Source organism: Massilioclostridium coli (genome assembly GCF_900095865.1).
In the GTDB taxonomy this organism is placed as follows: Bacteria; Bacillota; Clostridia; order Oscillospirales; family Ruminococcaceae; genus Massilioclostridium; species Massilioclostridium facile.
On the sequence record NZ_FMIZ01000007.1, the window covers coordinates 1,213,480 to 1,234,925 of the forward strand.

The window sequence follows — 21,446 nt, forward strand, 5'->3', positions numbered from 1 at the left end:
AACCATTGCTAAGTGGAATTTGGGAATAAAATATCCATTTACTGATTCAAAACCATATTCGAACAATTCAGTTGTATTTATATCTTATTCCGCCTAAAAAAACAATATTTCTTTTCTTATTATAGATAATATTTATAATAAAGTAAATATGTTAATATGTAAATTATTTTCTATTTTTTTGTATCTGATTCCTAAAAAGTCATGCTTATTCCTGTTTTGCCCAGCAGAAAAAAGTTAAAGTGATTATACTATCGAATAAGCATTTTATTTATAAATGGGGATATCAACTAGTTCCATTTTATTATTTAAAACGCCACAATCTACTCGTCATCTTATCCATTTATCCTAGTTTCTCTAGTTTAAACCTACAAATGAGTCGGAAGCTTGAATCGCCCTAAAAAGGCAAGCTACAAGCATTGAAAAACACACTGCAAATTTTCTTCAACTACATCTACCCTCCTTCTTGTTCAAGAAGTTCCATTTCGTTTTATTCTTGATTCCAGTTTCTTTTCTAATAACCTGCTTTGCCGGAAGTGAAAACCTTTTTGACGAGATACCTCTCCCGATAAAACCAAGAGTTTCCGAATACAATTATGAGCCAAAACTATCAGTTCAAGTGGTAGCTTGCACAGCCTCTAAAGATGTTATTGCCAGTTTATCCCCTATGTTACTAATATCGCACATACCACCCATAAATGAGGCAATTCGCTATTTTTTTCGTACAGCCTTTCCTTTTTCAGCCCATATAAAGCCTGTCGTTAGAATTGTTCCACTACTCTTTTTTTCATGTCCAAAGACACCATGAAAAAACCTCCTGAAAAGGAATTTCAGGAGGTTTTTTCTTAGTCCTCAATAAACTTATTTATTTTTATTTTTTAAATATTCATCCATTGCTGCCGCTGCTTTTTTCCCTGCACCCATTGCCAGGATAACAGTAGCTGCACCAGTTACAGCGTCACCGCCTGCAAATACACCTTCGCGGGAAGTTTGGCCACTTTCTTCATCCGCAACAATACATTTCCATTTGTTGATATCCAAACCTTTTGTGGTAGAGGAGATCAATGGGTTTGGAGAAGTACCAAGAGACATGATAACAGTGTCAACATCCATGATAAATTCAGAACCTTCTACTGGAACAGGACGTCTTCTACCAGAAGCGTCTGGTTCACCCAATTCCATACGAACACATTTCATACCTTTTACCCATCCTTTTTCATCTTCCAGGATTTCTACTGGATTGGTCAACAGGTCAAAGATAATGCCTTCTTCTTTTGCATGGTGAACTTCTTCCACACGAGCTGGAAGTTCTGCTTCACTTCTTCTGTACACAATATGTACTTCAGCACCCAAACGCAATGCTGTTCTTGCTGCGTCCATTGCTACGTTACCGCCACCGACAACAGCAACTTTTTGTCCTGCACGGATTGGAGTATCATAATCGTCACGGAACGCTTTCATCAGGTTACTTCTTGTGAGGAATTCGTTCGCGGAGAATACACCGTTGGCGTTTTCCCCTGGAATCCCCATAAACATTGGCAAACCAGCGCCGGAGCCAATGAATACAGCCTGGAAGTTTTCTTCATCAAACAGTTGGTCAATAGTTACTGTTCTGCCGATAATAACATTTGTTTCAATTTTAACGCCTAATTTCCGCAGGTTGTTTACCTCATGGGCAACAACAGTGGATTTTGGCAACCTAAATTCTGGAATACCGTATACCAAAACTCCGCCTGGTTCGTGAAGGGCCTCAAACATGGTTACTTCGTAACCCAATTTCGCCAAATCGCCAGCACAAGTAATACCAGCAGGGCCAGAGCCAATTACAGCTACTTTAATGCCGTTATCTGGTTCTTTTGCACTCAAATCAACATCGTGTTCCCTTGCCCAGTCAGCTACAAAACGCTCCAGCTTACCAATGGAAACCGGTTCACCTTTAATTCCCAATACACATTTACTTTCACATTGGGTTTCTTGTGGACAAACACGACCACAAACAGCTGGTAAAGCAGAATCCTGTGCAATAATTTTTGCAGCTTCTGCAAAATTACCCTCTTTTACTTGTTGAATAAATTCTGGAATATGAATACTTACAGGACATTTGGTTACACATAAAGGTTTTTTACAATTCAAGCATCTAGATGCTTCTTGGATTGCTTCTTCCTCGGTATAACCCAAGCAAACTTCTTCAAAGTTTTTTGCACGTACATCAGCAGGTTGTTCTGCTACGGGAATTCTTTTAAATCTATCCATTATTCGTCACCTCCGCAATGTCCACATCCGCCGTGGTGAGTATCCCCTTCTCTGCGGCGCAATTCAGCTCTGCCCTCTTCGGTTTTATACATTGCTTGGCGTTGCATTGCTTCATCAAAGTTTACCAAATGCCCGTCAAATTCAGGACCATCTACACAAGCAAATTTTACTTTGTCTCCTACAGTAACACGACAAGCGCCGCACATACCAGTACCATCCACCATGATTGGATTCAGGCTGACAATAGTAGGAATATTCAATTCTTTGGTCAGCAAAGAAACAAATTTCATCATAATCATTGGTCCAATAGCAACAACACGGTCATAATGTTTGCCTTCTTCTTCCACCAAAGCTTTCAGACGATCGGTTACCATCCCTTTAAAGCCGGAAGAACCATCATCGGTAGCTAAGTACAAATTGCCTGCAACAGCAGCCATTTCTTCAGTTAAAATAGCAATGTCCTTAGTTTTTGCGCCGATAATAACATCTGCGTCCACACCTTGTTCATGCAGCCATTTTACCTGTGGGTAAACTGGAGCAGTACCAACACCACCGGCAACAAATAGAATTTTCATCTCTTTTAATTTTTCAATTGGTTCATCAATCAAATCACTAGGGTTGCCCAAAGGACCAACAAAGTCTTCAAAAGCATCCCCCTCCTCGTATTCTTCCATTAATTTTGTGGAGGAACCAATGGTCTGCACCACAATCGTAACAGTACCTTTTTCTGCGTCATAATCGCAGATTGTCAAAGGGATACGTTCTCCTTTGTCATCCATTTTTACAATCACGAACTGCCCTGGTTTTGCAGATTTGGCAACACGTGGCGCTTCAATATCCATTAAAAAGATATTGCTAGAAAGCATTCTTTTTTTTACGATCTTATACACGTTCATTACTCCCATACTTAGTTTTTTTACATGGAAAATTGTAAACAGGTGCTACTATGTAAAAAACACCTGAACATCTCTATTATAGCAAAAAGTGATTCAAAATACAAATTTATAGTTACTAAACATCTACCTAAATATTTGTATATATTCAACAAACACCAACATTTTCACAGAAGATTGTTCCCATTGATGATGCAAAGAGAAATTGTTTTACCTATTAAAAATAACATCACACCAAAATCCGATATTGTTTCTTTTCTTATTATATTTTAGCTTGTTCTTTTTTTTAAAAAATTTTATTCCCCAAAAGGGTTATTCCCACAGATAGCACTAACCAAAGAACAGCAGAGATTCCAAAGCGTATCAACAAAAAGGTAGAGTGGTGTTCTTTTTGCCATTGATTATTAAAAGCATAGTACACACCATTTATATCGACCCCATATTCTTTGCAGATAGGAGTAAGATATCTCTTAGCAGTATCTGTTATTCCTACTTTTTGACCGATCGGAAGAGTTATATTTTTACCTTTTTTGATTGCATCTGCTGCTGTCTGTGGTATCTGTGCCAATAGATAGGTATGATCTGGAAGTTCTAACAGATAATATGGATTATAATTGTTCCAAATATCAAATTTCGATTGGGTTACCTCGGCCCGACGACTACCAGTTGACGTTCTACATTTATAGCTTTTTGTAGCGTAATGGTCTACCCATGGTTTTAAGCTGGAAACACCAGTAGCAACAATCCCAATTGGCTCTGCTGTCATATAATCCACTTTCGTTTGCATTGTTGAAAAATCGTCTGCGCTAACCAATCGTGGAATATCCTCACCTGCTATAGATCCAGTAAAATCTGTTTTGGTATCATGTTTTATATTGCTCATGGTAACTGGCATTTCATCTTGTTGAAATAACGATTCTACATTCCAATTTAGGAATAACAGAATCGCACAGACAAATGAAAAAACAACACTAATGATTGGAATAAGTTTTTTTCTTTTCATTGTATAAACCTCCTTTTTAAATCATTTTTTAATCAACAGGAATCAATATGCAAACAATTATCAAACAAATCATGGATCGTTTAAAAACTTACGGAAAGAAACAGATTCCTCTCATCGTCAGTCACATCATTTTATGTATAAAATCGGTTCCTATTCTGATAACACTTGGCAATATATCGTTTCTTTTATCAAAAATAGATTCCATTATTGCAATATCAAAATAAGCAAGGAATTTGCATGACAAAACGATTGCTATTCTTCTGTTTTATTATTTTTACGCCGTTTTATAACCATCCATACTACAAGACAAAATATCAAATAGCCAATGGACAATCCAACCATCCAGATATACTGGTGTAGTTGTCCTTTTACATAAGTATCAATTGTCAGTTCATCTTCCACAGTGATATATTTTTTGGTATCTTTAATGGACAATACTCGCTGTTTCACACTTTTTCCTTCGTACAGAATCTGATTAGCATCACTTTTCTTGTTGCCAGTTTCTACTTTCCATTGATATCCACTTCCATCCAAAGCTTGATAATAAACTACATATATTGTCTTGGTAGGATAAAGCCGTTTATCTCGTCCGGTAGAAGTATTTTCCACTGAAACAGGCAAAACTCGATCAGGCACAAAAGTATGAATACCCATGTCCTCATAATCAGAAGCAGGGCGTATGTTGGTAATTCCTTTTACTCCCCAATACAAAAAAACAATCGCCAGTACAAATACAATAGCTCCAATCAGACGAATCACTCTTACCTTTGTTTTCATGTATGAGGTCCTCCTTCCTAAACAAGTAAATGATAAAATAAGTAAAATGAATTGTCACTTCTCTTCTACTTTTGCAATTATATATAGAATATATGAAATAACACAATAGTTCAAGTGTTATTTCTCACCTGTCTTGTTCTTTCTTCGTATCAGCCATTAAATAAGGCTTTATAATTGTTGTATTATCGTTGTAAACAGTTCTTTTCATATTTCACTTTAGACAATAGATAATTGAGTTTTTTAATTTTTTGCTATGAAATCGAGGATTTCAAATCTATTATTCCATGTGAAAATCCTGAAAAACAGAACATAAAAAACAGCCTGGCAATGTATGAATTACCAGGCTGTCATCTATATGAATCACACTTTTCTGTTGCTTTTAACGATACTGTAAGTTCTAGGCACAGCTAGAAATAAAATACGGGATTATTCTTCTACCATTAAATCACAAATCAGGTTGGAGAATTCCACTGGATCATCGACCGGAAGTCCTTCCATCAAGCTGGCCTGGGTATATAATAATTTTGCGTAAGAAGCCAGTTTTTCCTTATTATCCTGTAAAGCACAAAGTTTTTGGAAAATTGGATGATTTGCGTTGATTTCCAATACTCTCTGGGCGGAAACTTTCTGGTTATTTGGAACAGAATTCAATACTTTTTCCATTTCCAAGGAAATCTCCCCACTAGTAGTCAGGCATACTGGATGGGTTTTTAACCGTTGGGACAAACGTACTTCACTTACTTTATCCCCCAGTGATTCCTTCATTGCAGCAAACAGGTCTTTATGTTCTTCCTGCTGCTGTTTTACCTGTTCTTTTTCCTCATCAGTTTCCAGGTCCAGCTCTCCACTGGATACTGATTTAAACTGCTTGCCTTCGTATTCTCCCAGTGTCTTCATCGCAAACTCATCTACATCATCTGTCAGGTAGAGGATTTCAAACCCTTTATCTTTTACCATTTCGGTCTGTGGTAGATGTTCCATCTGTTCCAACTTATCACCGCAAACATAATAGATTTCTTTCTGTTCCGGTTTCATGCGGGAAACATATTCCTGCAATGTAGTGTATTTATTTTCAAAGGAAGAATGGAACAGGATCAAATCTTTCAATTCGTCTTTATGGGCACCATAATCGGAATATACCCCAAATTTTAATTGAATACCAAAATTCTTGAAGAAGTTCTCATATTTTTCCCGCTCGTTTTTCAGCATTTTGGTAAGTTCGTTTTTAATTTTCTTTTCCAAGCTTTTAGCAATCAATTTTAACTGGCGATCGTGCTGAAGCATTTCCCTGGAGATATTCAGAGATAAATCCTCAGAATCCACTAGTCCTTTTACAAATCCAAAATAATCTGGTAGTAAATCTCCGCATTTATCCATGATTAAAACACCGCTGGAATACAGCTGCAAGCCCTTTTCATACCCTTTTGTGTAAAAATCATATGGAATTCTAGATGGAATAAACAGCAATGCATTGTAGGTGGCAGAACCTTCAGTTTTGCTGTGGATTACCTTCATAGGATCGGTAAAATCAAAGAATTTTTCTTTATAAAAGTTATTGTAGTCCTCATCTGTTACTTCATTTTTTGCCTTTTTCCAGATTGGCTGCATGCTGTTAAGGGTTTCCTCCTCAATGTAGGATTCATATTCGTCCTCGGAGCCCTCTTTTTTCCTTTCCTTCTCTACATCCATGGTGATTGGGTACCGAATATAGTCGGAATATTTCTTTACTAAACCACGGATACGATATTCGTCCAGGAATTCATCATAGTGATTTTCTTCCGTATCATCTTTAATGGTCAGGATAATTGTTGTACCAAAACCATCTCGTTGGGTTTCCTCAATGGTATAACCGTCCGCACCATCGGATTCCCAGCGGTAAGCCTGATCAGAACCATATGCTTTACTGATGACAGCAACATGTTTACTCACCATAAAGGCGGAGTAAAACCCTACCCCAAACTGACCAATAATATCTACATCATCACCGGTTTCATTTTCTTTTTTAAATGCAAAAGAGCCTGACTGAGCAATGGTCCCCAGGTTATTTTCCAAATCATCTTTGGTCATACCAATTCCATTATCGGTAATCGTTAAAGTACGGGCATCTTTATCCGCAGCCAGATGGATTTTATAGTCGCTTTGGGTTAATCCAATAGAATCATCGGTTAAGGATTTAAAATGAAGCTTATCGATTGCATCACTAGCATTAGAAATTAATTCCCTTAAAAAAATCTCTTTATGTGTATAAATAGAGTTAATCATTAAATCAAGCAAACGTTTGGATTCTGCTTTAAATTGTTTCTTTTCCATGCTGATTTTACACCTCTTAAAAATTAAGTCAAAGTTTTAGCACTCATATACCTTGAGTGCTAAAATAAAGTATAATACTTTTTTGATTTAAAATCAAGCCCTTTGTTTTATTTTTACAATTATAGAACAAAATTCACGATTTATTGATTTTTAAAATCTTTCATCATGTTTTTGTAAAATATAAGTATGCAACAAATTGAGAAAATCAAAGAAAATTATGTCTTTATCCTCCCTATAAAACAGTCAAGTTCACCGAGTTCAAACAGTAATAGTCCCTTATAATAGGTAATGAATTATATTATTGCATCACATGACTGATACCTATAAACACGGTCACTTTAACTTGGATATCTTTTTTCATACAGCCTTTCCCATTTTGGATTCGTATAAAGCTAGCCATTATTGTTCTTGCACTACTCTTTTTCTTCCTCCGGTAAAACCAGGAGATTTTTTCTAATCTAAAAACATAATCAAAAATATCGGGATGAGTTGATCATCCCGATATTTTAACCAATTTTCTTTTCTTATAAATTAAATAGAGTCATTTGACTGGTTTTTGGCATATTGCCAAAAACATTCGCTGTTTCCAGAATTTCAATCACTGATTTGGAAACTCCGGCACGATTACTCACCTCATCTACCGAGATGTATTCTCCTTCCTGCCCAGCTTGGTAAAGGTTGTTCGCAGCTGCTTCACCTAAGCCTTTCAACGCACAGAATGGGAGACGGATCTTCCCATCTTCAAGTAGGTATTTGATCGCATGGGAACGATACAAATCCACGGGAAGGAATTCATATCCTCTGCAAAGCATCTCATTGATAATCAGCAGAGTATCATAGGTATCATTTTCTTTTACAGAACGGTCGTTCCCCTTTGCACGAAGCTGTTCCAACTTTCTGGAAACAGCTTCCTGTCCTTGCATCGTGGTCTCCACATCAAAATCACCATTACGCACTGTAAAATAGGCTGCATAATACTCCAACGGTTTATATATTTTATACCATCCCAACTTAATTGCAGAGATAACATAAGCTGCAGCATGAGCTCGTGGGAACATGTATTTGATTTTCAAACAGCTGTCAATATACCATTCTGGTACTCCACAATCCCTCATTGCCTTTTTGTGTTCGTCTGTCAATAGTTTGGGGGCTTTTCCTTTACGTGTAATCTCCATGATTTTAAATGCCATATCCGGTTCCAATCCTTTGTGGATCAGATAGGTCATAATGCTATCACGAGTACCAATTACTTCGGAAATCGTACAAATCCCCTGTTTGATCAAGTCCTGAGCATTGCCCAGCCATACGTCAGTACCATGGGATAAGCCAGAAATCTGTAACAAATCGGAAAAACATTTTGGCTGTGCGTCAATCAACATCTGTACAACAAACGAGGTACCCATTTCTGGTAAGGAGAGCGTTCCAGTTTTACAGAAAATCTGTTCCGGCGTTACTCCAAGAGCTTTTGGGGAAGTAAACAGACTGATGACCTGCTCATCGCTAGTGGTTACTTCATTGATTTTAATCCCGGTCAAATCCTCCAGATGCTTATACATGGTGGGGACAATGTGTCCCAATTCATCCAATTTCAGAATAGTATCATGCAAAGAGTGGAAGTCGAAATGGGTAGTGATATTATCGCTGTCCGATTTATCAGCTGGATGCTGTACAGGGGTAAAGTCGTACACATCATAGCCATCTGGGACAACTACCATTCCCCCTGGGTGCTGTCCCGTGGTGCGCTTGATTCCACGGCAGCCAATCGAGAGGCGAAGTTCTTCTGCTTTATTTACCGTCATTTCCCGTTCTTCTAGATATTTTAACGCATAGCCGTAAGCGGTCTTTTCCGCCACAGTGGAAATCGTACCCGCTTTAAATACGTGGTCTTTCCCGAATAATTCCTCGGTATAGCGGTGGGCACTGGACTGATACTCGTTGCTGAAATTCAAATCAATATCCGGCGCTTTATCCCCGTGGAATCCAAGGAAGGTTTCAAATGGGATATCGTGGCCTTCTCGATTCAATTCCGCCCCACAATTAGGGCATTTCTTTTCCGGTAGGTCGTAACCGGAGCCAACCGAACCATCGGTGATAAACTCACTGTATTTACAATTAGGACAAACATAGTGGGGAACCAATGGGTTTACCTCAGAGATTCCTGCCATAGTAGCTACAAATGAGGAGCCAACTGAACCACGGGAACCAACTAGGTATCCACATTGGTTGGATTTATAAACCAGCTTTTGTGCAATCATATACAGTACGGCAAACCCGTTTTCAATAATAGAAGTCAATTCCCTGTCCAAACGCTTGCTGACCAGTTCCGGCAGAGGATCGCCATAAATACTTTTAGCACGTTCCCAAGTAATCCGTTGCAAATCCTCCTCCGCTCCCTCAATTTCTGGCGTATAGGTTCCGTTGGGAAATGGACGGATATCCTTATCCACCATATCCGCAATCAGGTTCGGATTTTTCACCACAACTTCATAAGCTTTTTCTTCTCCTAGGTATTGGAATTCCTGGAGCATTTCATCGGTGGTATGAAGATATAAAGGAGGCTGCTGATCTGCATCCTTGTATTTCATGGATGCCATAACAATGGCGCGGTAAATAGAATCCCCTGGATTCTGAAAATGCACATCACAAGTTGCCACAACTGGCTTGTTTAGAGCTTCCCCCAATTTAACAATGGTGCGGTTATGCTCCATCAATTTTTCCCGATTTGGGACAATACCGGAACGAATCATAAATTCATTGTTTCCCAAAGGCTGGATTTCCAGATAATCATAAAAGGAGGCAATCCGCTTCAATTCATTCCAGTTTTTTCCTTCCTTAATAGCACAGTAGAGCTCACCAGATTCACAGGCGCTTCCAATCAACAACCCTTCCCGGTATTTACTCAAAATACTTTTCAGAATACGAGGCTTTTTAAAGAAATAATCCAAATGAGAAAATGAAATTAAACGGTAAAGATTCTTTAGTCCCAAAGAGTTCTTAACTAAAATAATTTGATGATAAGGGCGCTGTTTTTTAAAATCCTGCGCACCGCCCAACGAATGGTTGATTTCCGCAATGGAATGAATTTTTTTCTCCGATTGAAGCAACTTTACCATTTCAATATAAATTAATCCCAACACACGGGCGTCATCACAGGCACGGTGATGGTTGAAGTCCCCTAATTTTAGATGATTTACTAAAGTATCTAGCTTATAGTTTTTAATATTGGGGAACAATGTGCGTGCAATTGGAACCGTATCAATATAAGTAAACTCACATGGTATACCGCAACGTTCCGCAGCGGCTGACAGAAATCCCATATCAAATTTGGCGTTGTGGGCGATCAAGACACGCCCATTGACAAACGAGAAAAATTTCTCCAACGATTCCCGTTCCCCTGGAGCATCTGCCACCATTTCATCGGTGATGCCAGTAAGTTCAGTAATATTCGGTGGTATTGGTTTTCCTGGATTGACAAACTCGTCGTATTCCTCCAGGATTTCCCCATTTTTTACGACAACCGCCCCGATTTCCGTCAATCGTTCATCCTGAGCATTTAAACCGGTGGTTTCAGTATCAAACACCACAAATTCCCCATCGAAAGGCTGATTTTGCCCTCCGTATACAGCGGCGATACAATCGTCCACAAAATAACCTTCCACCCCGTAGATTACCTTAAAATCCGGATTCTCTTTGCGAATGGAATCCACGGTACTCATCGCTTCTGGAAAGGACTGCACCACACCATGGTCGGTGATGGCAACCGCTTTATGCCCCCAGCGGTGGGCTGTTTTGATCAGCTCAGAAGCCGGTGTAATAGCGTCCATCGCAGACATATTGGTATGCATATGTAATTCTACCCGCTTTTCTTCCGCAGTGTCCATTCTTGGAGCCTTTTGCACCAGCATCATGTTTTTTGGCTTTAAGACCAGTTCCCGATCGTATTTATCATAGTCAATATCCCCCTGGATAAAGACAGTGGCGCCTTTTTTCAGGTCGCTGTACTTGCTGAGTTTGTCAGTGTCGCAGAAGAGCTTAAAGGTAATAGAATTGGTGTAGTCGGTAATTGAATAACTGAGGATTTGTTTTTTCCCCTCGTTGTACTCTCTACTTTGAGAGTCAAACAGGTCACCCCAAACAGCAATCCCTTCCCGTGGTTCGTGTATTTCATTCAGTGAAGTTGGTGGAATATTGATCTTTTTTCCTAAAATTAATTTAGAGCCTTCCCGTAAAAACGGCAAGTCACGAAGGTTCAACACTATCTCCTGCGGTTTTTCTTGTTTTTGGGGAACAGGAGAAGCCACAAGGGAAGAAGGTTGGTCCTCCCATGGTGGAGCATCTTGTGGTAACGGAATTTCTTCCCGGATTGGTGGAACTGGTTCTGGAATCTGCTTGCGAAGCTCCTTTTGTTCCTCTTTGGAAATGGATTTTATTCCATCAAAACTGATGGTCAGAGAAAAAGAAAAGAGTTCAAAAATCAGTTCGGCCAACCTTCTATCCGCTTGTAACTGCATAAGAATGTCGTATCCACCCCGTTTGAGGAATACTGTCAGGTGATTTCCTTCGTAATTGGTATCACATTCATCCAAAAATCCGTTGATCATGGAGGAGGTTTCCTTCATTTTTAAAACAATTTCCGGAAAATAAGAAACGGTAAACATATCCGGCGTATATTTAGGATGGATCTCCACCCGTTTCAGCTGCAACGCCTGTGCCAATTCCTGTTCGCACTGATGGAGGGTTTGATATGGCACAAGGCTTGTACATTTCAGGTGAATTTTTAGTACGGTTCTCCGTTCCGCAGAAATAACCTGTAAAATCTCCCCACAATCCAATTGGGAGAGTACTGGTTCCAAATGACTAAAAGAAGCAAAAAGATGCTTCAAACTATGTTGCATAATCGATGATATTCCTTCCGTTCTGTCCTGTTAATATGCTTCTATTTCCTCTAATAAAGCTGCCAAAACTTCCTGTTCCGGCACCTTTTTAATGATCTCGCCTTTTTTAAAAATCACAGCGCATCCGTCTCCGCCTGCAATCCCCAAATCTGCGTCCCTAGCTTCCCCTGGGCCGTTAACCGCACATCCCATCACCGCAACCTTTATTGGTTTGTGAATATTCTGTACTGCCTGTTCCACCTGGTTTGCCAGCTCAATCAGATTAATTTTGGTACGCCCACAGGTTGGACAGGATACGAGGGTTATCTCATTTTTCTGTAATCCAATGGCTTTGAGGATATCTCGTGCAGCAGCAACTTCATCGACAGGGTCGCTGGTCAGGGAAACCCGGATCGTATCCCCTATTCCTTTTACCAGCAGGCTGCCAATCCCAATGGAGGATTTGATCAGCCCCATGCGTTCCGTCCCCGCTTCCGTCACCCCTAAATGAAGAGGATAATCACACTGTTCCGCCAATAGCTCATACGCCAGAATCATAGTTTCTACATCCGAAGATTTAATTGAGATGACAATATCATCAAAATCAAATTTATGGAGCAATGATACATGATACATGGCGCTTTCCACCAAAGCCTCCGGCGTAGGACGGCCGTATTTTGCCAGGATATGCTTTTCCACCGAGCCAGAATTCACCCCAATGCGTATAGGGATACCAGCAGTTTTACAAGCGTCCGCTACCTGTTTTACCCGGTCATCCGAACCGATATTTCCTGGATTAATCCGGATTTTATCAATCCCAGCTTGCACTGCTTCCAGTGCTAGGTGATAATCAAAATGGATATCCGCCACCAATGGGACGGATACTTTCTGCTTGATGGCGTCGATTAAACGGATCGCCTGTTTGTTCGGAATAGCGGCACGGATAATCTCACAGCCAGCCTGTTCCAGCTCCACCGCCTGTTCCACGCTGCCCGAAATATCTTCCGCTGGCTTGTTCAGCATGGATTGGATATAAATCTTTTCCCCGCCAAATACCAGATTTTTTAATGCCACCTGTTTTACCTTCCGTCTGACCATTTCAGGGCTCCTTTCTATTTTCAATGAATAAACAACTGTATAATGTCTTTACCGGTTATCACAACCATGAGTAACAACAGCAATGCCATACCAGCTGCGTTGATGTAGCCTTCAATTTCCCGTTTTACCGGTTTGCGGAAAATCAGTTCAATCAATAAAAATACAAACCTTCCACCATCCAATGCTGGGAATGGCAACAAGTTAAAAATGCCAACGTTAATCGTAATTAATGCAAACAAGGAAAGGACGGATAAAATCCCCATGCTCTGTGCCTGACCTACCGCCTGACCAACTCCAACAGGGCCGGAAACACTACTCAAGCTCACCTGACCTGTCACCAGATCTGCCAAAGAAGTCCACACTAGTTTGGCATAAAATGCTGTGTTGCCAAATGTGCTGGAAAAGAAATTTCCCACATTCAGGTTTTCCACCTGCAACATAAATCCAAGAGAGCGAACCTGCTGACCATCTGATTCTGTGTTAAAAGTAGCATCTTTTAATTCCATCTTTTTACCGTCCCGCTTTACGGTGACATTTAACGGTTCATCCGCGGCAACCCTCTGGATTTGGAACCGGAAATCCGCAGCGGAAACCACTCCATGGCCGTTAACTGAAAGCAGCTTATCCCCTTGCTGGAAAACACTTTGGTCGCTGGTAACCTCCCCAACTTCCTCCAATGGAACCTGAGGCTGGCAAGCCGTGATAATCCCCATCAGCACAAGACCCAAAATAAAATTCATCATTGCCCCCGCTAAAACAACGGCAATCCTTTTTAATACATGGGCATTGTTAAACGAACGTTTATCCTCGGAATTTTCGTCCTCTCCTTCCATCTGCACATAACCGCCAATGGGAAAAATGCGGATGGCATAAAGGGTTTCTTTCCCCTGCTTTTTCCATATTGCAGGACCCATACCCATGGAAAATTCATTGACTTTAATCCCACTTGCCTTCGCAACTAGAAAATGTCCCAGTTCATGTATCAAAATAATGAGGCAAAAAATGAGAATGGTAATCAAAATGGTGACAACAGTAGACATGAACAAAGAACCTCCCTTATGGTATTAAAGATGAAAATATTGCGTAACAAATTCCCGCGCGGCTTGATCCGCCTGTAAAATATGTTCCAGGGTTACTTCTTGATACGGCAGGGAAAGTTCCAAAGCTTGTTTTACGACTTCCCCAATTTGCAGGAAGGAGATTTTCTCCTGTAAAAACAATTCCACCGCTTTTTCATTGGCGCCATTGACCAGAGTAGGATACAAACCACCCCTACTAATGGCCTCTTTACAGGCTGTTAGGCAATCGAATGTTTCATAATCCGGACGATAAAACGACAATGTCCCATAATCAAACAAAGATAGCCGTTTGACATCACAATCCACACGTTCCGGATAAGTAAAGGCGTATTGGATGGGGATCTTCATATCCGGTGTACCCAGTTGAGCAATCACAGAACCATCCACATATTCTACAGCGGAATGGACAACACTTTCCCGCTGTACCACTATTTCTATGTTTTCCGGCTTTTGCTGGAATAACCAAACTGCCTCGATCAGCTCCAGCCCTTTATTCATTAAGGTGGCGCTATCAATCGTGATTTTTTTACCCATGCTCCAGTTTGGATGGTTCAAAGCATCCTGTAACCCCACATGAAGCAGTTCCTGTTTTGTCTTTCCAAAAAACGGGCCACCGGAAGCAGTTAACAGAATTTTGCTGACCTGTTCTATTTTGTTTCCTTGCAATGACTGAAAAATGGCAGAGTGTTCACTGTCCACCGGATACAGGTTTACCCTGTATTCCTTGACCGCTTTCATTACCAACTCACCGCCGGTTACCAAGGTCTCTTTATTTGCCAAAGCAATATCTTTGTGGGCATAGATCGCTTCCAAAGTTGGACGCAATCCAATCATCCCCACAACCGAGTTCAGCACCATTTCCGCTTCTGGAACTGTAACAGCCTGGCACAGACCTTCCATGCCGGTGACAATTTGCACTTCCATGCCGTCCAATTCTTTCTGCAAAGGAACCAGGTATTCTTCTTCATATATACACACAAGGCTTGGATGGTATTCCCTGACTTGATTTGCCAACTGGTGATAATTGGATTTTGCCGCTAGCGCAACCACCTGGAATCCCTGTTTTTTTACCACATCCAAAGCCTGGGTTCCAATCGAACCAGTAGAACCCAGGATACTAATTCGTTTCATTTTTACGTCCTTTCCTTACAAAATCGGGAAAAATCCAGCAAACACATAGATGACTGGGGCAACAAAAAAGATGCTGTCAAACCGATCCACTACCCCGCCATGTCCTGGAATTAAATTCCCAAAATCTTTTATTTTATACTGCCGTTTCACAATCGAAGCGGTTAAGTCCCCTAAAATTCCCACGAAAGAGCAGATAAATGCCAAAATCAACAATGGGATATAATTTTTTGCCGGGAATTCCAAATGGCATACCGCGGTATAAATTAAAGTAAACACTACCGCCAAAACCAGATTGGTGACAATCCCACCAATGGCACCTTCCACCGTTTTGTTGGGGCTAATTTGAGGAGCCATTTTGTGTTTTCCAAAAGCACGCCCCACAAAATAAGCGCCGCCATCACAAATCCATGCCAACACAAAAATCAACATAATGTAGTACAGGCTGTTAGCGGAAAAATCATCCCGGATATAAACCAGATTGGACAATGTAAAAGAAATTCCAAACGTCCCTAATACACAGATTGCCAAACCGGAAACGTGAAGCTGATTGTGGGTTTTGAGCAAAATGGTAAATATAATCAATAAAAATATTAAAATCGCTATCGTTCTCACATCTGGAAATCCATCCATTTTCATAAACGGGGCAGCGGCAGCAAAGACCATACACACAGCGGAAAACAGTTTCTGGGATAGATTACCGGTTGTCTTTAAAATCTCATAGGTTCCAATAACAGCAATCAAGGCAATCCCGATATTTAACACAACCGTCTGGTAAAAACACAAAATAACAACCAGTACCGATAGCCCAACAACAGCGCTTAAAATCCTCTGTTTCATAATAGTTCAATTCTCTCCTTTAGTTTACTTTTAAATGCCTCCAAAGCGGCGGTTTCTTCTGGAATATTCCTCAATGGCACGGTCCAAATCTTTCACTTTAAAGTCTGGCCATAAAATATCATCCATAAACACATATTCCGCATAAGCTGACTGCCAAATTAAAAAATTGGATAACCGGTATTCCCCACTGGGACGAATAATTAAATCTACATCCGGCATGCCAGCAGTATACATGTGGTCAGAAAGAGTCTGTTCGGTAATCTCTTCGATAGCGAGCTTCCCTTCTTCAACTTCCTGAGCAATCTGTTTCGCGGCATGGGTAATCTCCGCACGACCGCCATAGTTCAACGCAATACTGAACACCAGCCCAGTAGCATTTTTACTGGCTTCCTCTGATTTTGCCATTTTATCTTGGATATCCTGATCAAATCCAGACCAATCCCCTATAAAACGAATGCGGATATTTTCCTTAACATATTTATCAATTTCCTTTAGGTAATAACGCAGCAGATTAATAATGGAACTAACTTCTTCTTGTGGGCGCGCCCAGTTTTCGGTAGAAAAAGCGAATACTGTCAGGTTTTTTACTCCCAATTCGTTGCATCTGCGGGCAATAGATTTGATGAGCTTGGCGCCAGCAGTGTGTCCATCGGAACGAGGCAAGCCTCTTTTTTTTGCCCAGCGTCCATTTCCGTCCATAATAATGCCAATATGCTTTGGAATTGTTAACTGTTCCATTCCAAATACCTCCTAAACTGACAATGGGGAGCTCATTGTTGATAAGCTCCCCCTTTTTTCGTTTCTTACTAGATTTCCATAATTTCTTTTTCTTTTGCAGCCGCAATCTCATCGATAACTTTACAGAATTTATCAACAGAAACCTGTAATTTCTTTTCGCCATCTTTGATTTCGTCCTCACTGACGCCGCTTTCTTTTTTCAATGCCTTTAACTTATCCATATAATCCCGACGAATGTTACGGACAGCCACTTTTGCTTCCTCACGGAGTTTGTGAACATCCTTTACAATCTCTTTACGGCGTTCCTCTGTCAGTTGAGGGAAAGCAATGCGGATTACTTTACCGTCATTGGTTGGATTGATCCCTAAATCAGAAGTTTGGATTGCTTTTTCAATCGCTTTTAAGCTGCTAGCATCCCAAGGACTAATTACCAGAATACGGGCTTCCGCTACCGAAACAGCCGCCATCTGGTTGATTTGGGTTGGCACACCATAGTAGTCTACCATAATTTTATCCAATACAGCAGGGTTCGCACGGCCAGCACGGATGGTGGTATATTCATGCTCCAAACGGTCGGCGGTTTTTTGCATTTTTTCCTCTGCTTTTTTCAAAAGTTCTTTCATCTGTCTTTCCTCCTGTAAACTATTTTACAATGGTTCCAATCGGCTCGCCCAAACCAGCCTTAACAATGTTTTCTGGCTGAGCCAAGTTAAATACCAGAATTGGAATATTATTGTCTTTGCACATGGCAGCCGCAGTGCTATCCATTACATTTAAACCTTTTGCGATTACTTCATCAAAGGTGAGATTATCATATTTTACAGCGTCGTCATATTTATTTGGGTCTTTGTCGTAAACACCGTCTACCATGGTTGCTTTAAAAATGATGTCCGCTTCAATCTCAGCTGCACGCAACGCTGCCGCTGTATCCGTAGAGAAGAATGGGTTTCCAGTACCACAGCCAAAAATGACAATACGCCCTTTTTCCATATGGCGCATCGCCCGGTTGCGAATGTATGGCTCCGCTACTTCCTGCATGGTAATCGCGGTTTGTACCCGTACAATCGCGCCCTGTTCTTCCAAAGCATCCGCCACGCCAAGAGCATTCATGGTGGTTCCCAACATACCAATATGGTCAGCGCGGGTACGGTCCATTGCCCCGCTGGAACGGCCCCTCCAGAAATTGCCCCCGCCTACTACGATGGCAACCTGTGTGCCCAAATCACTTAATTTTTTTATTTGTTCGCAAATTGGATTAATTACATCATAATTCAGGCCGAATTTTTTATCGCCAGCTAAAGCTTCACCGCTTAATTTTAACAATACTCGCTTATATTTGGGTTCCATGTGTTAAACCTCCATCTTCTCAATATTGCGTTTTAGCAGATTAATCTAACCTATATTTTACATGAAATACAGGCAAATGTAAAGTGCATTTCAATAACTTATCACAAAAATAGTGTGAATTTATGCAAAGCATTAACAAATACAACAAATTTTTCTATTTCTTTTGGTAATTGAACTACCAATCCTTTTTTATGGAAAAAATTTTTCCTATAAAAATAGTAAATAAAATGAAAAAATTCAAAAAGGCAGATAGACAAAAACAGGCTATTTTTCATACAAACAGCCTGTTTTCTATCTGATTCCCTCAATAATTAGCAACTGATTATTCGTTACTATAAAAATGATAAATGACAAGAAGATATTTTCTGCTATACGAAAGATAGGTCCTATACAAAACATACAACCAGAAAGTAATGTATTGTTATTCATCATCTAAGTCAAAAAATACTTTATCATCAAAAAAATCTTTCAGTTCTATGTTTAATCCCAGACAAATACGCAGAATTGTCAATAAAGTTGGGTTTTTACTGGTTCCATCTATTAAACTGTTTAACGTCGACTGTGGCATGCCAGATAACGTAGCCAATTTATTTAGCGTAATTTGCCTTTCATTACACAAATTTAAAATTCTATATTTTACAGCTTGCTGTAAATCCATAATCATCACCTCTGTATCAATATAGCAAAATAAACGATACAACGTTACCGATACAGCGGTATTATGCCAGGATTATTCATCATCTAAATCAAAAAACACCTCATCATCGAAAAAATCTTTGAGTTCTATTTGTAGCCCTAAGCATATGCGCAAAATCGTTAATAATGTGGGATTTTTGCTTGTGCCATCTATAATACTGTTCACTGTTGATTGGGAGATTCCAGACAGCATAGCAAGGCCATTGATTGTAATATGGTTTTGTTCACATAGTTGCAAAATCCTCAATCTTACAGCTTCTGATAAATTCATAACACCGCCTCCTTATAAACATAGTATAACAGCATTGCATCCCAATATTAACGATAAATCGTTAAGGAGGATTTATATGACGAAAGCTTTATTTGAAAATTTATTGGATCAATTAGAACAAGATTTACAGCTAGAAAAAAGTCATGATTTTATTGGCGAATTATGTGAAGAAAGAGCCGAAATTATGCATATGGCCATTGTAAAAAACCAAGAGTACAAACAACACATGAACATTATAAAACAACTAAGAATGGAAATCCGAGATACTTTTCAGGATTATAGGCTGGTTTTTGAATACATTGAAAAATACGATAAAATAAAACGTGAAAACCAATATTTATATGAAAAACAGATGTATAAACATGGTGTTTATGACGGTATAATGCTCCTATTGGAGGGGATGAAAAAGTAGATGATACCAGTTTTTTAGAATTGGAAAAAGACTTATAAACAACAGGCTTGTTTGAAAAACAGCCTAAATAATATCCTTTTATTTTATTAGAAAAGGAACTGTGATTAAAATGAATTTGAACGAAGCTGTTCAGCAACGCATATTAAATCTTTGCAAAGAAAAAAGTATTCCTCTTAATCAACTTACCTATTTATCCAATTTATCTCCAGCCGACCTGGAAGGATTAATCAACAAATCAAAAGATATTGATATCATAACGACAAATAAACTCTGTGTTGCGTTTCAAATTTCATTAAAAGAATTTTTTGATGACGATCTATTTCGTAAGTAATGAAAAAACAGGCTATATAGAACAGCCTGTTTTTTCATTTTATTCATTCATAAACAGATGGTTTTTCCAGTGTTCTGCTCCACTGCCTGTAAGGTGTAATCTTCCGCAATGCCTGCATACTCCCAATCCCCTTCCGGCATGGATTGGAAACTATAATGGTGCCAATACTGCTGAAAAACAGACCCAAATTGTCCCTGGCAAAACTGGTGATAGATAATGTCAAGATGGTTCAAAACCGCCGCTGCAAGCTGTTTCCGGTCCTGTTCCCGTTGGGTCACCAGCAACAAAGAGGTCATCCCATCCGGCAGTTCATCCTCATCCGCGTTGACCTGGATACCAATCCCCGCTATGGTATAATCTAGTTGCTCTATACTGCCGAAACTTTCCAGTAAAATCCCACATAGTTTTTTTCCGTGACAGTAAAGGGAGTACGGCCATTGGCACTGGATTTTTTCCTGGGTTACCTGTTCCAGCGCTAAGCAAACCGCGGTTTGTACACAAATGGTGAGTTTCGGCAGCTGCATGACGCCGATTTCCGGGCGCAGCACAACTGAAAGATAAATCCCTTTTCCCGGAGCGGCTTCCCATTGGCTGTGTTTCTTACCTCGGCCTTTCGTTTGATATTCGGAAATCACTACATGCCCTTCTGGCTGATTTTGTTCCGCCAGCTGTTTGGCGAAATCATTGGTGGAAGAAGTGTTGGTTAAATGATGGATAGAATAAGATAAAAATTTGGAGTGTAGTAAATCAGTCAATTCGGATTCAAACAAGATATCTGGTGTACCAACCAAGCGGTATCCCTTTCTGGTTTTGGATTCAATTACATAGCCCAGGGCTTCCAGTTGTTTAATCGACTTCCAAACCGCTGCCCTTGTCACCCCAAACCTCTGACTCAATTCCTCACCCGAATGGTATTCATTCGATTGTTTTAACAGCTCCAATATCTTTTCTTTCACCAGATACACCTCCATTTAAAATTAGTTCCATTTTATCATAAATGTCCCCTATCTTCAACTTGCCGAATGAGCTGTTTTGGATTATAATAATAGATAATGTATTGTTTGGGGAGGAACTTATGAAATACAAACACTTTGATATGCCAAATTTAGATTATTTCCAGTTTAAAAATATATATAGTGGAAGTATCCATCAGGAATTCCAATATAAAATCTTTCCTATGGAAAACACCCTAAAAGCCGCTGTATGGATTGGACCGTTCTGTTACGAAAAAAGCGAGTTATTGGCGGAACAGGAGTTTCCTCTGGACCAGGATGGTTTTGTTGCTTGCCTGGATTGGATTGACCAGCAGTATAAAAACCAATCCCACCAATAAACCAACTTTTTATTTTGATTTTTTGAGCGGGCTATTTCAGATAATCCCCGCTCTTTTCTTATTTTA

The 21,446-nt window shown here is 39.8% G+C and carries 19 protein-coding genes; 3 read left to right on the plus strand and 16 right to left on the minus strand.

The features are described 5' to 3' along the window. Positions 1–858: 858 nt before the first annotated feature. The 15 genes from gltA to BQ2683_RS10715 all read right to left on the minus strand — a co-directional run bounded on the left by gltA (position 859) and on the right by BQ2683_RS10715 (position 19,304). The gene (gene gltA, locus BQ2683_RS10645; protein WP_069989017.1) at positions 859–2,250 is read right to left on the minus strand and encodes an NADPH-dependent glutamate synthase; all 1,392 of its coding nucleotides are present in this window, start codon (positions 2,248–2,250) and stop codon (positions 859–861) included. Continuing rightward, positions 2,250–3,140 carry a sulfide/dihydroorotate dehydrogenase-like FAD/NAD-binding protein gene (locus tag BQ2683_RS10650; protein ID WP_069989018.1) on the minus strand — a complete coding sequence of 297 codons (891 nt, stop codon included), beginning with the start codon at positions 3,138–3,140 and terminating at the stop codon, positions 2,250–2,252. Before BQ2683_RS10650 ends, gltA begins: the two co-directional genes overlap by 1 nt. Before the next feature lie 289 nt (positions 3,141–3,429). Further along, positions 3,430–4,146, minus strand: a complete 717-nt coding sequence (locus BQ2683_RS10655; protein ID WP_069989019.1) for a hypothetical protein — start codon at positions 4,144–4,146, stop codon at positions 3,430–3,432. Between the two features lie 252 nt (positions 4,147–4,398). Continuing rightward, on the minus strand, positions 4,399–4,923 hold the full coding sequence (locus BQ2683_RS10660; RefSeq protein ID WP_069989020.1) for a hypothetical protein: 525 nt from the start codon (positions 4,921–4,923) through the stop codon (positions 4,399–4,401). 426 nt (positions 4,924–5,349) lie between these two features. Further along, entirely contained in the window at positions 5,350–7,233 is a 1,884-nt protein-coding gene (gene htpG, locus BQ2683_RS10665) for a molecular chaperone HtpG (RefSeq protein WP_069989021.1), read from the minus strand. A gap of 524 nt (positions 7,234–7,757) precedes the next feature. Then, entirely contained in the window at positions 7,758–12,128 is a 4,371-nt protein-coding gene (locus BQ2683_RS10670; protein WP_069989022.1) for a PolC-type DNA polymerase III, read from the minus strand. 30 nt (positions 12,129–12,158) lie between these two features. Then, positions 12,159–13,223 carry a flavodoxin-dependent (E)-4-hydroxy-3-methylbut-2-enyl-diphosphate synthase gene (gene ispG, locus BQ2683_RS10675; RefSeq protein ID WP_268873783.1) on the minus strand — a complete coding sequence of 355 codons (1,065 nt, stop codon included), beginning with the start codon at positions 13,221–13,223 and terminating at the stop codon, positions 12,159–12,161. 2 nt (positions 13,224–13,225) lie between these two features. After that, positions 13,226–14,245, minus strand: coding sequence for a M50 family metallopeptidase (locus tag BQ2683_RS10680; RefSeq protein ID WP_069989024.1), 1,020 nt, complete (start codon positions 14,243–14,245; stop codon positions 13,226–13,228). A gap of 24 nt (positions 14,246–14,269) precedes the next feature. Continuing rightward, positions 14,270–15,415 (minus strand): 1-deoxy-D-xylulose-5-phosphate reductoisomerase, encoded by a 1,146-nt coding sequence (locus tag BQ2683_RS10685; protein ID WP_069989025.1) that lies wholly within the window; start codon positions 15,413–15,415, stop codon positions 14,270–14,272. Positions 15,416–15,430: 15 nt separating this feature from the next. Continuing rightward, positions 15,431–16,252 carry a phosphatidate cytidylyltransferase gene (locus tag BQ2683_RS10690; RefSeq protein WP_069989026.1) on the minus strand — a complete coding sequence of 274 codons (822 nt, stop codon included), beginning with the start codon at positions 16,250–16,252 and terminating at the stop codon, positions 15,431–15,433. 30 nt (positions 16,253–16,282) lie between these two features. Further along, on the minus strand, positions 16,283–16,990 hold the full coding sequence (locus BQ2683_RS10695; protein ID WP_069989027.1) for an isoprenyl transferase: 708 nt from the start codon (positions 16,988–16,990) through the stop codon (positions 16,283–16,285). Positions 16,991–17,058: 68 nt separating this feature from the next. Next, positions 17,059–17,613: a ribosome recycling factor gene (gene frr, locus BQ2683_RS10700; RefSeq protein ID WP_069989028.1), complete on the minus strand. Its 555-nt coding sequence runs from the start codon at positions 17,611–17,613 to the stop codon at positions 17,059–17,061. 19 nt (positions 17,614–17,632) lie between these two features. Then, positions 17,633–18,337: a UMP kinase gene (gene pyrH / locus BQ2683_RS10705; RefSeq protein ID WP_069989029.1), complete on the minus strand. Its 705-nt coding sequence runs from the start codon at positions 18,335–18,337 to the stop codon at positions 17,633–17,635. Positions 18,338–18,758: 421 nt separating this feature from the next. Continuing rightward, entirely contained in the window at positions 18,759–18,995 is a 237-nt protein-coding gene (locus BQ2683_RS10710; RefSeq protein ID WP_069989030.1) for a helix-turn-helix domain-containing protein, read from the minus strand. A gap of 72 nt (positions 18,996–19,067) precedes the next feature. Beyond that, complete coding sequence (locus tag BQ2683_RS10715; protein ID WP_069989031.1) at positions 19,068–19,304, minus strand: helix-turn-helix domain-containing protein; 237 nt, start codon at positions 19,302–19,304, stop codon at positions 19,068–19,070. A gap of 76 nt (positions 19,305–19,380) precedes the next feature. On the opposite strand from BQ2683_RS10715, the gene BQ2683_RS10720 reads away from it, so the two are divergent. Together BQ2683_RS10720 and BQ2683_RS10725 are read left to right on the plus strand one after the other, a co-directional pair. Then, complete coding sequence (locus BQ2683_RS10720) at positions 19,381–19,716, plus strand: hypothetical protein (protein ID WP_069989032.1); 336 nt, start codon at positions 19,381–19,383, stop codon at positions 19,714–19,716. Between the two features lie 109 nt (positions 19,717–19,825). Continuing rightward, a complete protein-coding gene (locus tag BQ2683_RS10725; RefSeq protein ID WP_069989033.1) occupies positions 19,826–20,047 on the plus strand; it encodes a helix-turn-helix domain-containing protein in 222 nt (73 codons plus the stop codon). A 47-nt stretch (positions 20,048–20,094) separates the two neighbouring features. Here BQ2683_RS10725 and BQ2683_RS10730 read toward each other — a convergent pair whose 3' ends face one another. Continuing rightward, positions 20,095–21,003: a biotin--[acetyl-CoA-carboxylase] ligase gene (locus BQ2683_RS10730; protein WP_069989034.1), complete on the minus strand. Its 909-nt coding sequence runs from the start codon at positions 21,001–21,003 to the stop codon at positions 20,095–20,097. A 119-nt stretch (positions 21,004–21,122) separates the two neighbouring features. Between BQ2683_RS10730 and BQ2683_RS10735 the strand changes: the two genes are divergently transcribed. Further along, entirely contained in the window at positions 21,123–21,380 is a 258-nt protein-coding gene (locus BQ2683_RS10735; protein ID WP_069989035.1) for a hypothetical protein, read from the plus strand. The last annotated feature ends 66 nt before the right edge of the window (positions 21,381–21,446 follow it).

Excerpts from the sequence above, each read along its gene's own strand:
- frr (WP_069989028.1), bottom strand. The coding sequence starts at position 17,613 with ATGAAAGAACTTTTGAAAAAAGCAGAGGAAAAAATGCAAAAAACCGCC.
- BQ2683_RS10695 (WP_069989027.1), bottom strand. The coding sequence starts at position 16,990 with ATGGAACAGTTAACAATTCCAAAGCATATTGGCATTATTATGGACGGA.
- BQ2683_RS10680 (WP_069989024.1), bottom strand. The coding sequence starts at position 14,245 with ATGTCTACTGTTGTCACCATTTTGATTACCATTCTCATTTTTTGCCTC.
- BQ2683_RS10735 (WP_069989035.1), top strand. The coding sequence starts at position 21,123 with ATGAAATACAAACACTTTGATATGCCAAATTTAGATTATTTCCAGTTT.
- BQ2683_RS10655 (WP_069989019.1), bottom strand. The coding sequence starts at position 4,146 with ATGAAAAGAAAAAAACTTATTCCAATCATTAGTGTTGTTTTTTCATTT.
- BQ2683_RS10685 (WP_069989025.1), bottom strand. The coding sequence starts at position 15,415 with ATGAAACGAATTAGTATCCTGGGTTCTACTGGTTCGATTGGAACCCAG.
- pyrH (WP_069989029.1), bottom strand. The coding sequence starts at position 18,337 with ATGGAACCCAAATATAAGCGAGTATTGTTAAAATTAAGCGGTGAAGCT.
- BQ2683_RS10720 (WP_069989032.1), top strand. The coding sequence starts at position 19,381 with ATGACGAAAGCTTTATTTGAAAATTTATTGGATCAATTAGAACAAGAT.
- BQ2683_RS10670 (WP_069989022.1), bottom strand. The coding sequence starts at position 12,128 with ATGCAACATAGTTTGAAGCATCTTTTTGCTTCTTTTAGTCATTTGGAA.
- BQ2683_RS10690 (WP_069989026.1), bottom strand. The coding sequence starts at position 16,252 with ATGAAACAGAGGATTTTAAGCGCTGTTGTTGGGCTATCGGTACTGGTT.
- BQ2683_RS10710 (WP_069989030.1), bottom strand. The coding sequence starts at position 18,995 with ATGGATTTACAGCAAGCTGTAAAATATAGAATTTTAAATTTGTGTAAT.
- gltA (WP_069989017.1), bottom strand. The coding sequence starts at position 2,250 with ATGGATAGATTTAAAAGAATTCCCGTAGCAGAACAACCTGCTGATGTA.
- htpG (WP_069989021.1), bottom strand. The coding sequence starts at position 7,233 with ATGGAAAAGAAACAATTTAAAGCAGAATCCAAACGTTTGCTTGATTTA.
- BQ2683_RS10660 (WP_069989020.1), bottom strand. The coding sequence starts at position 4,923 with ATGAAAACAAAGGTAAGAGTGATTCGTCTGATTGGAGCTATTGTATTT.
- BQ2683_RS10725 (WP_069989033.1), top strand. The coding sequence starts at position 19,826 with ATGAATTTGAACGAAGCTGTTCAGCAACGCATATTAAATCTTTGCAAA.
- BQ2683_RS10715 (WP_069989031.1), bottom strand. The coding sequence starts at position 19,304 with ATGAATTTATCAGAAGCTGTAAGATTGAGGATTTTGCAACTATGTGAA.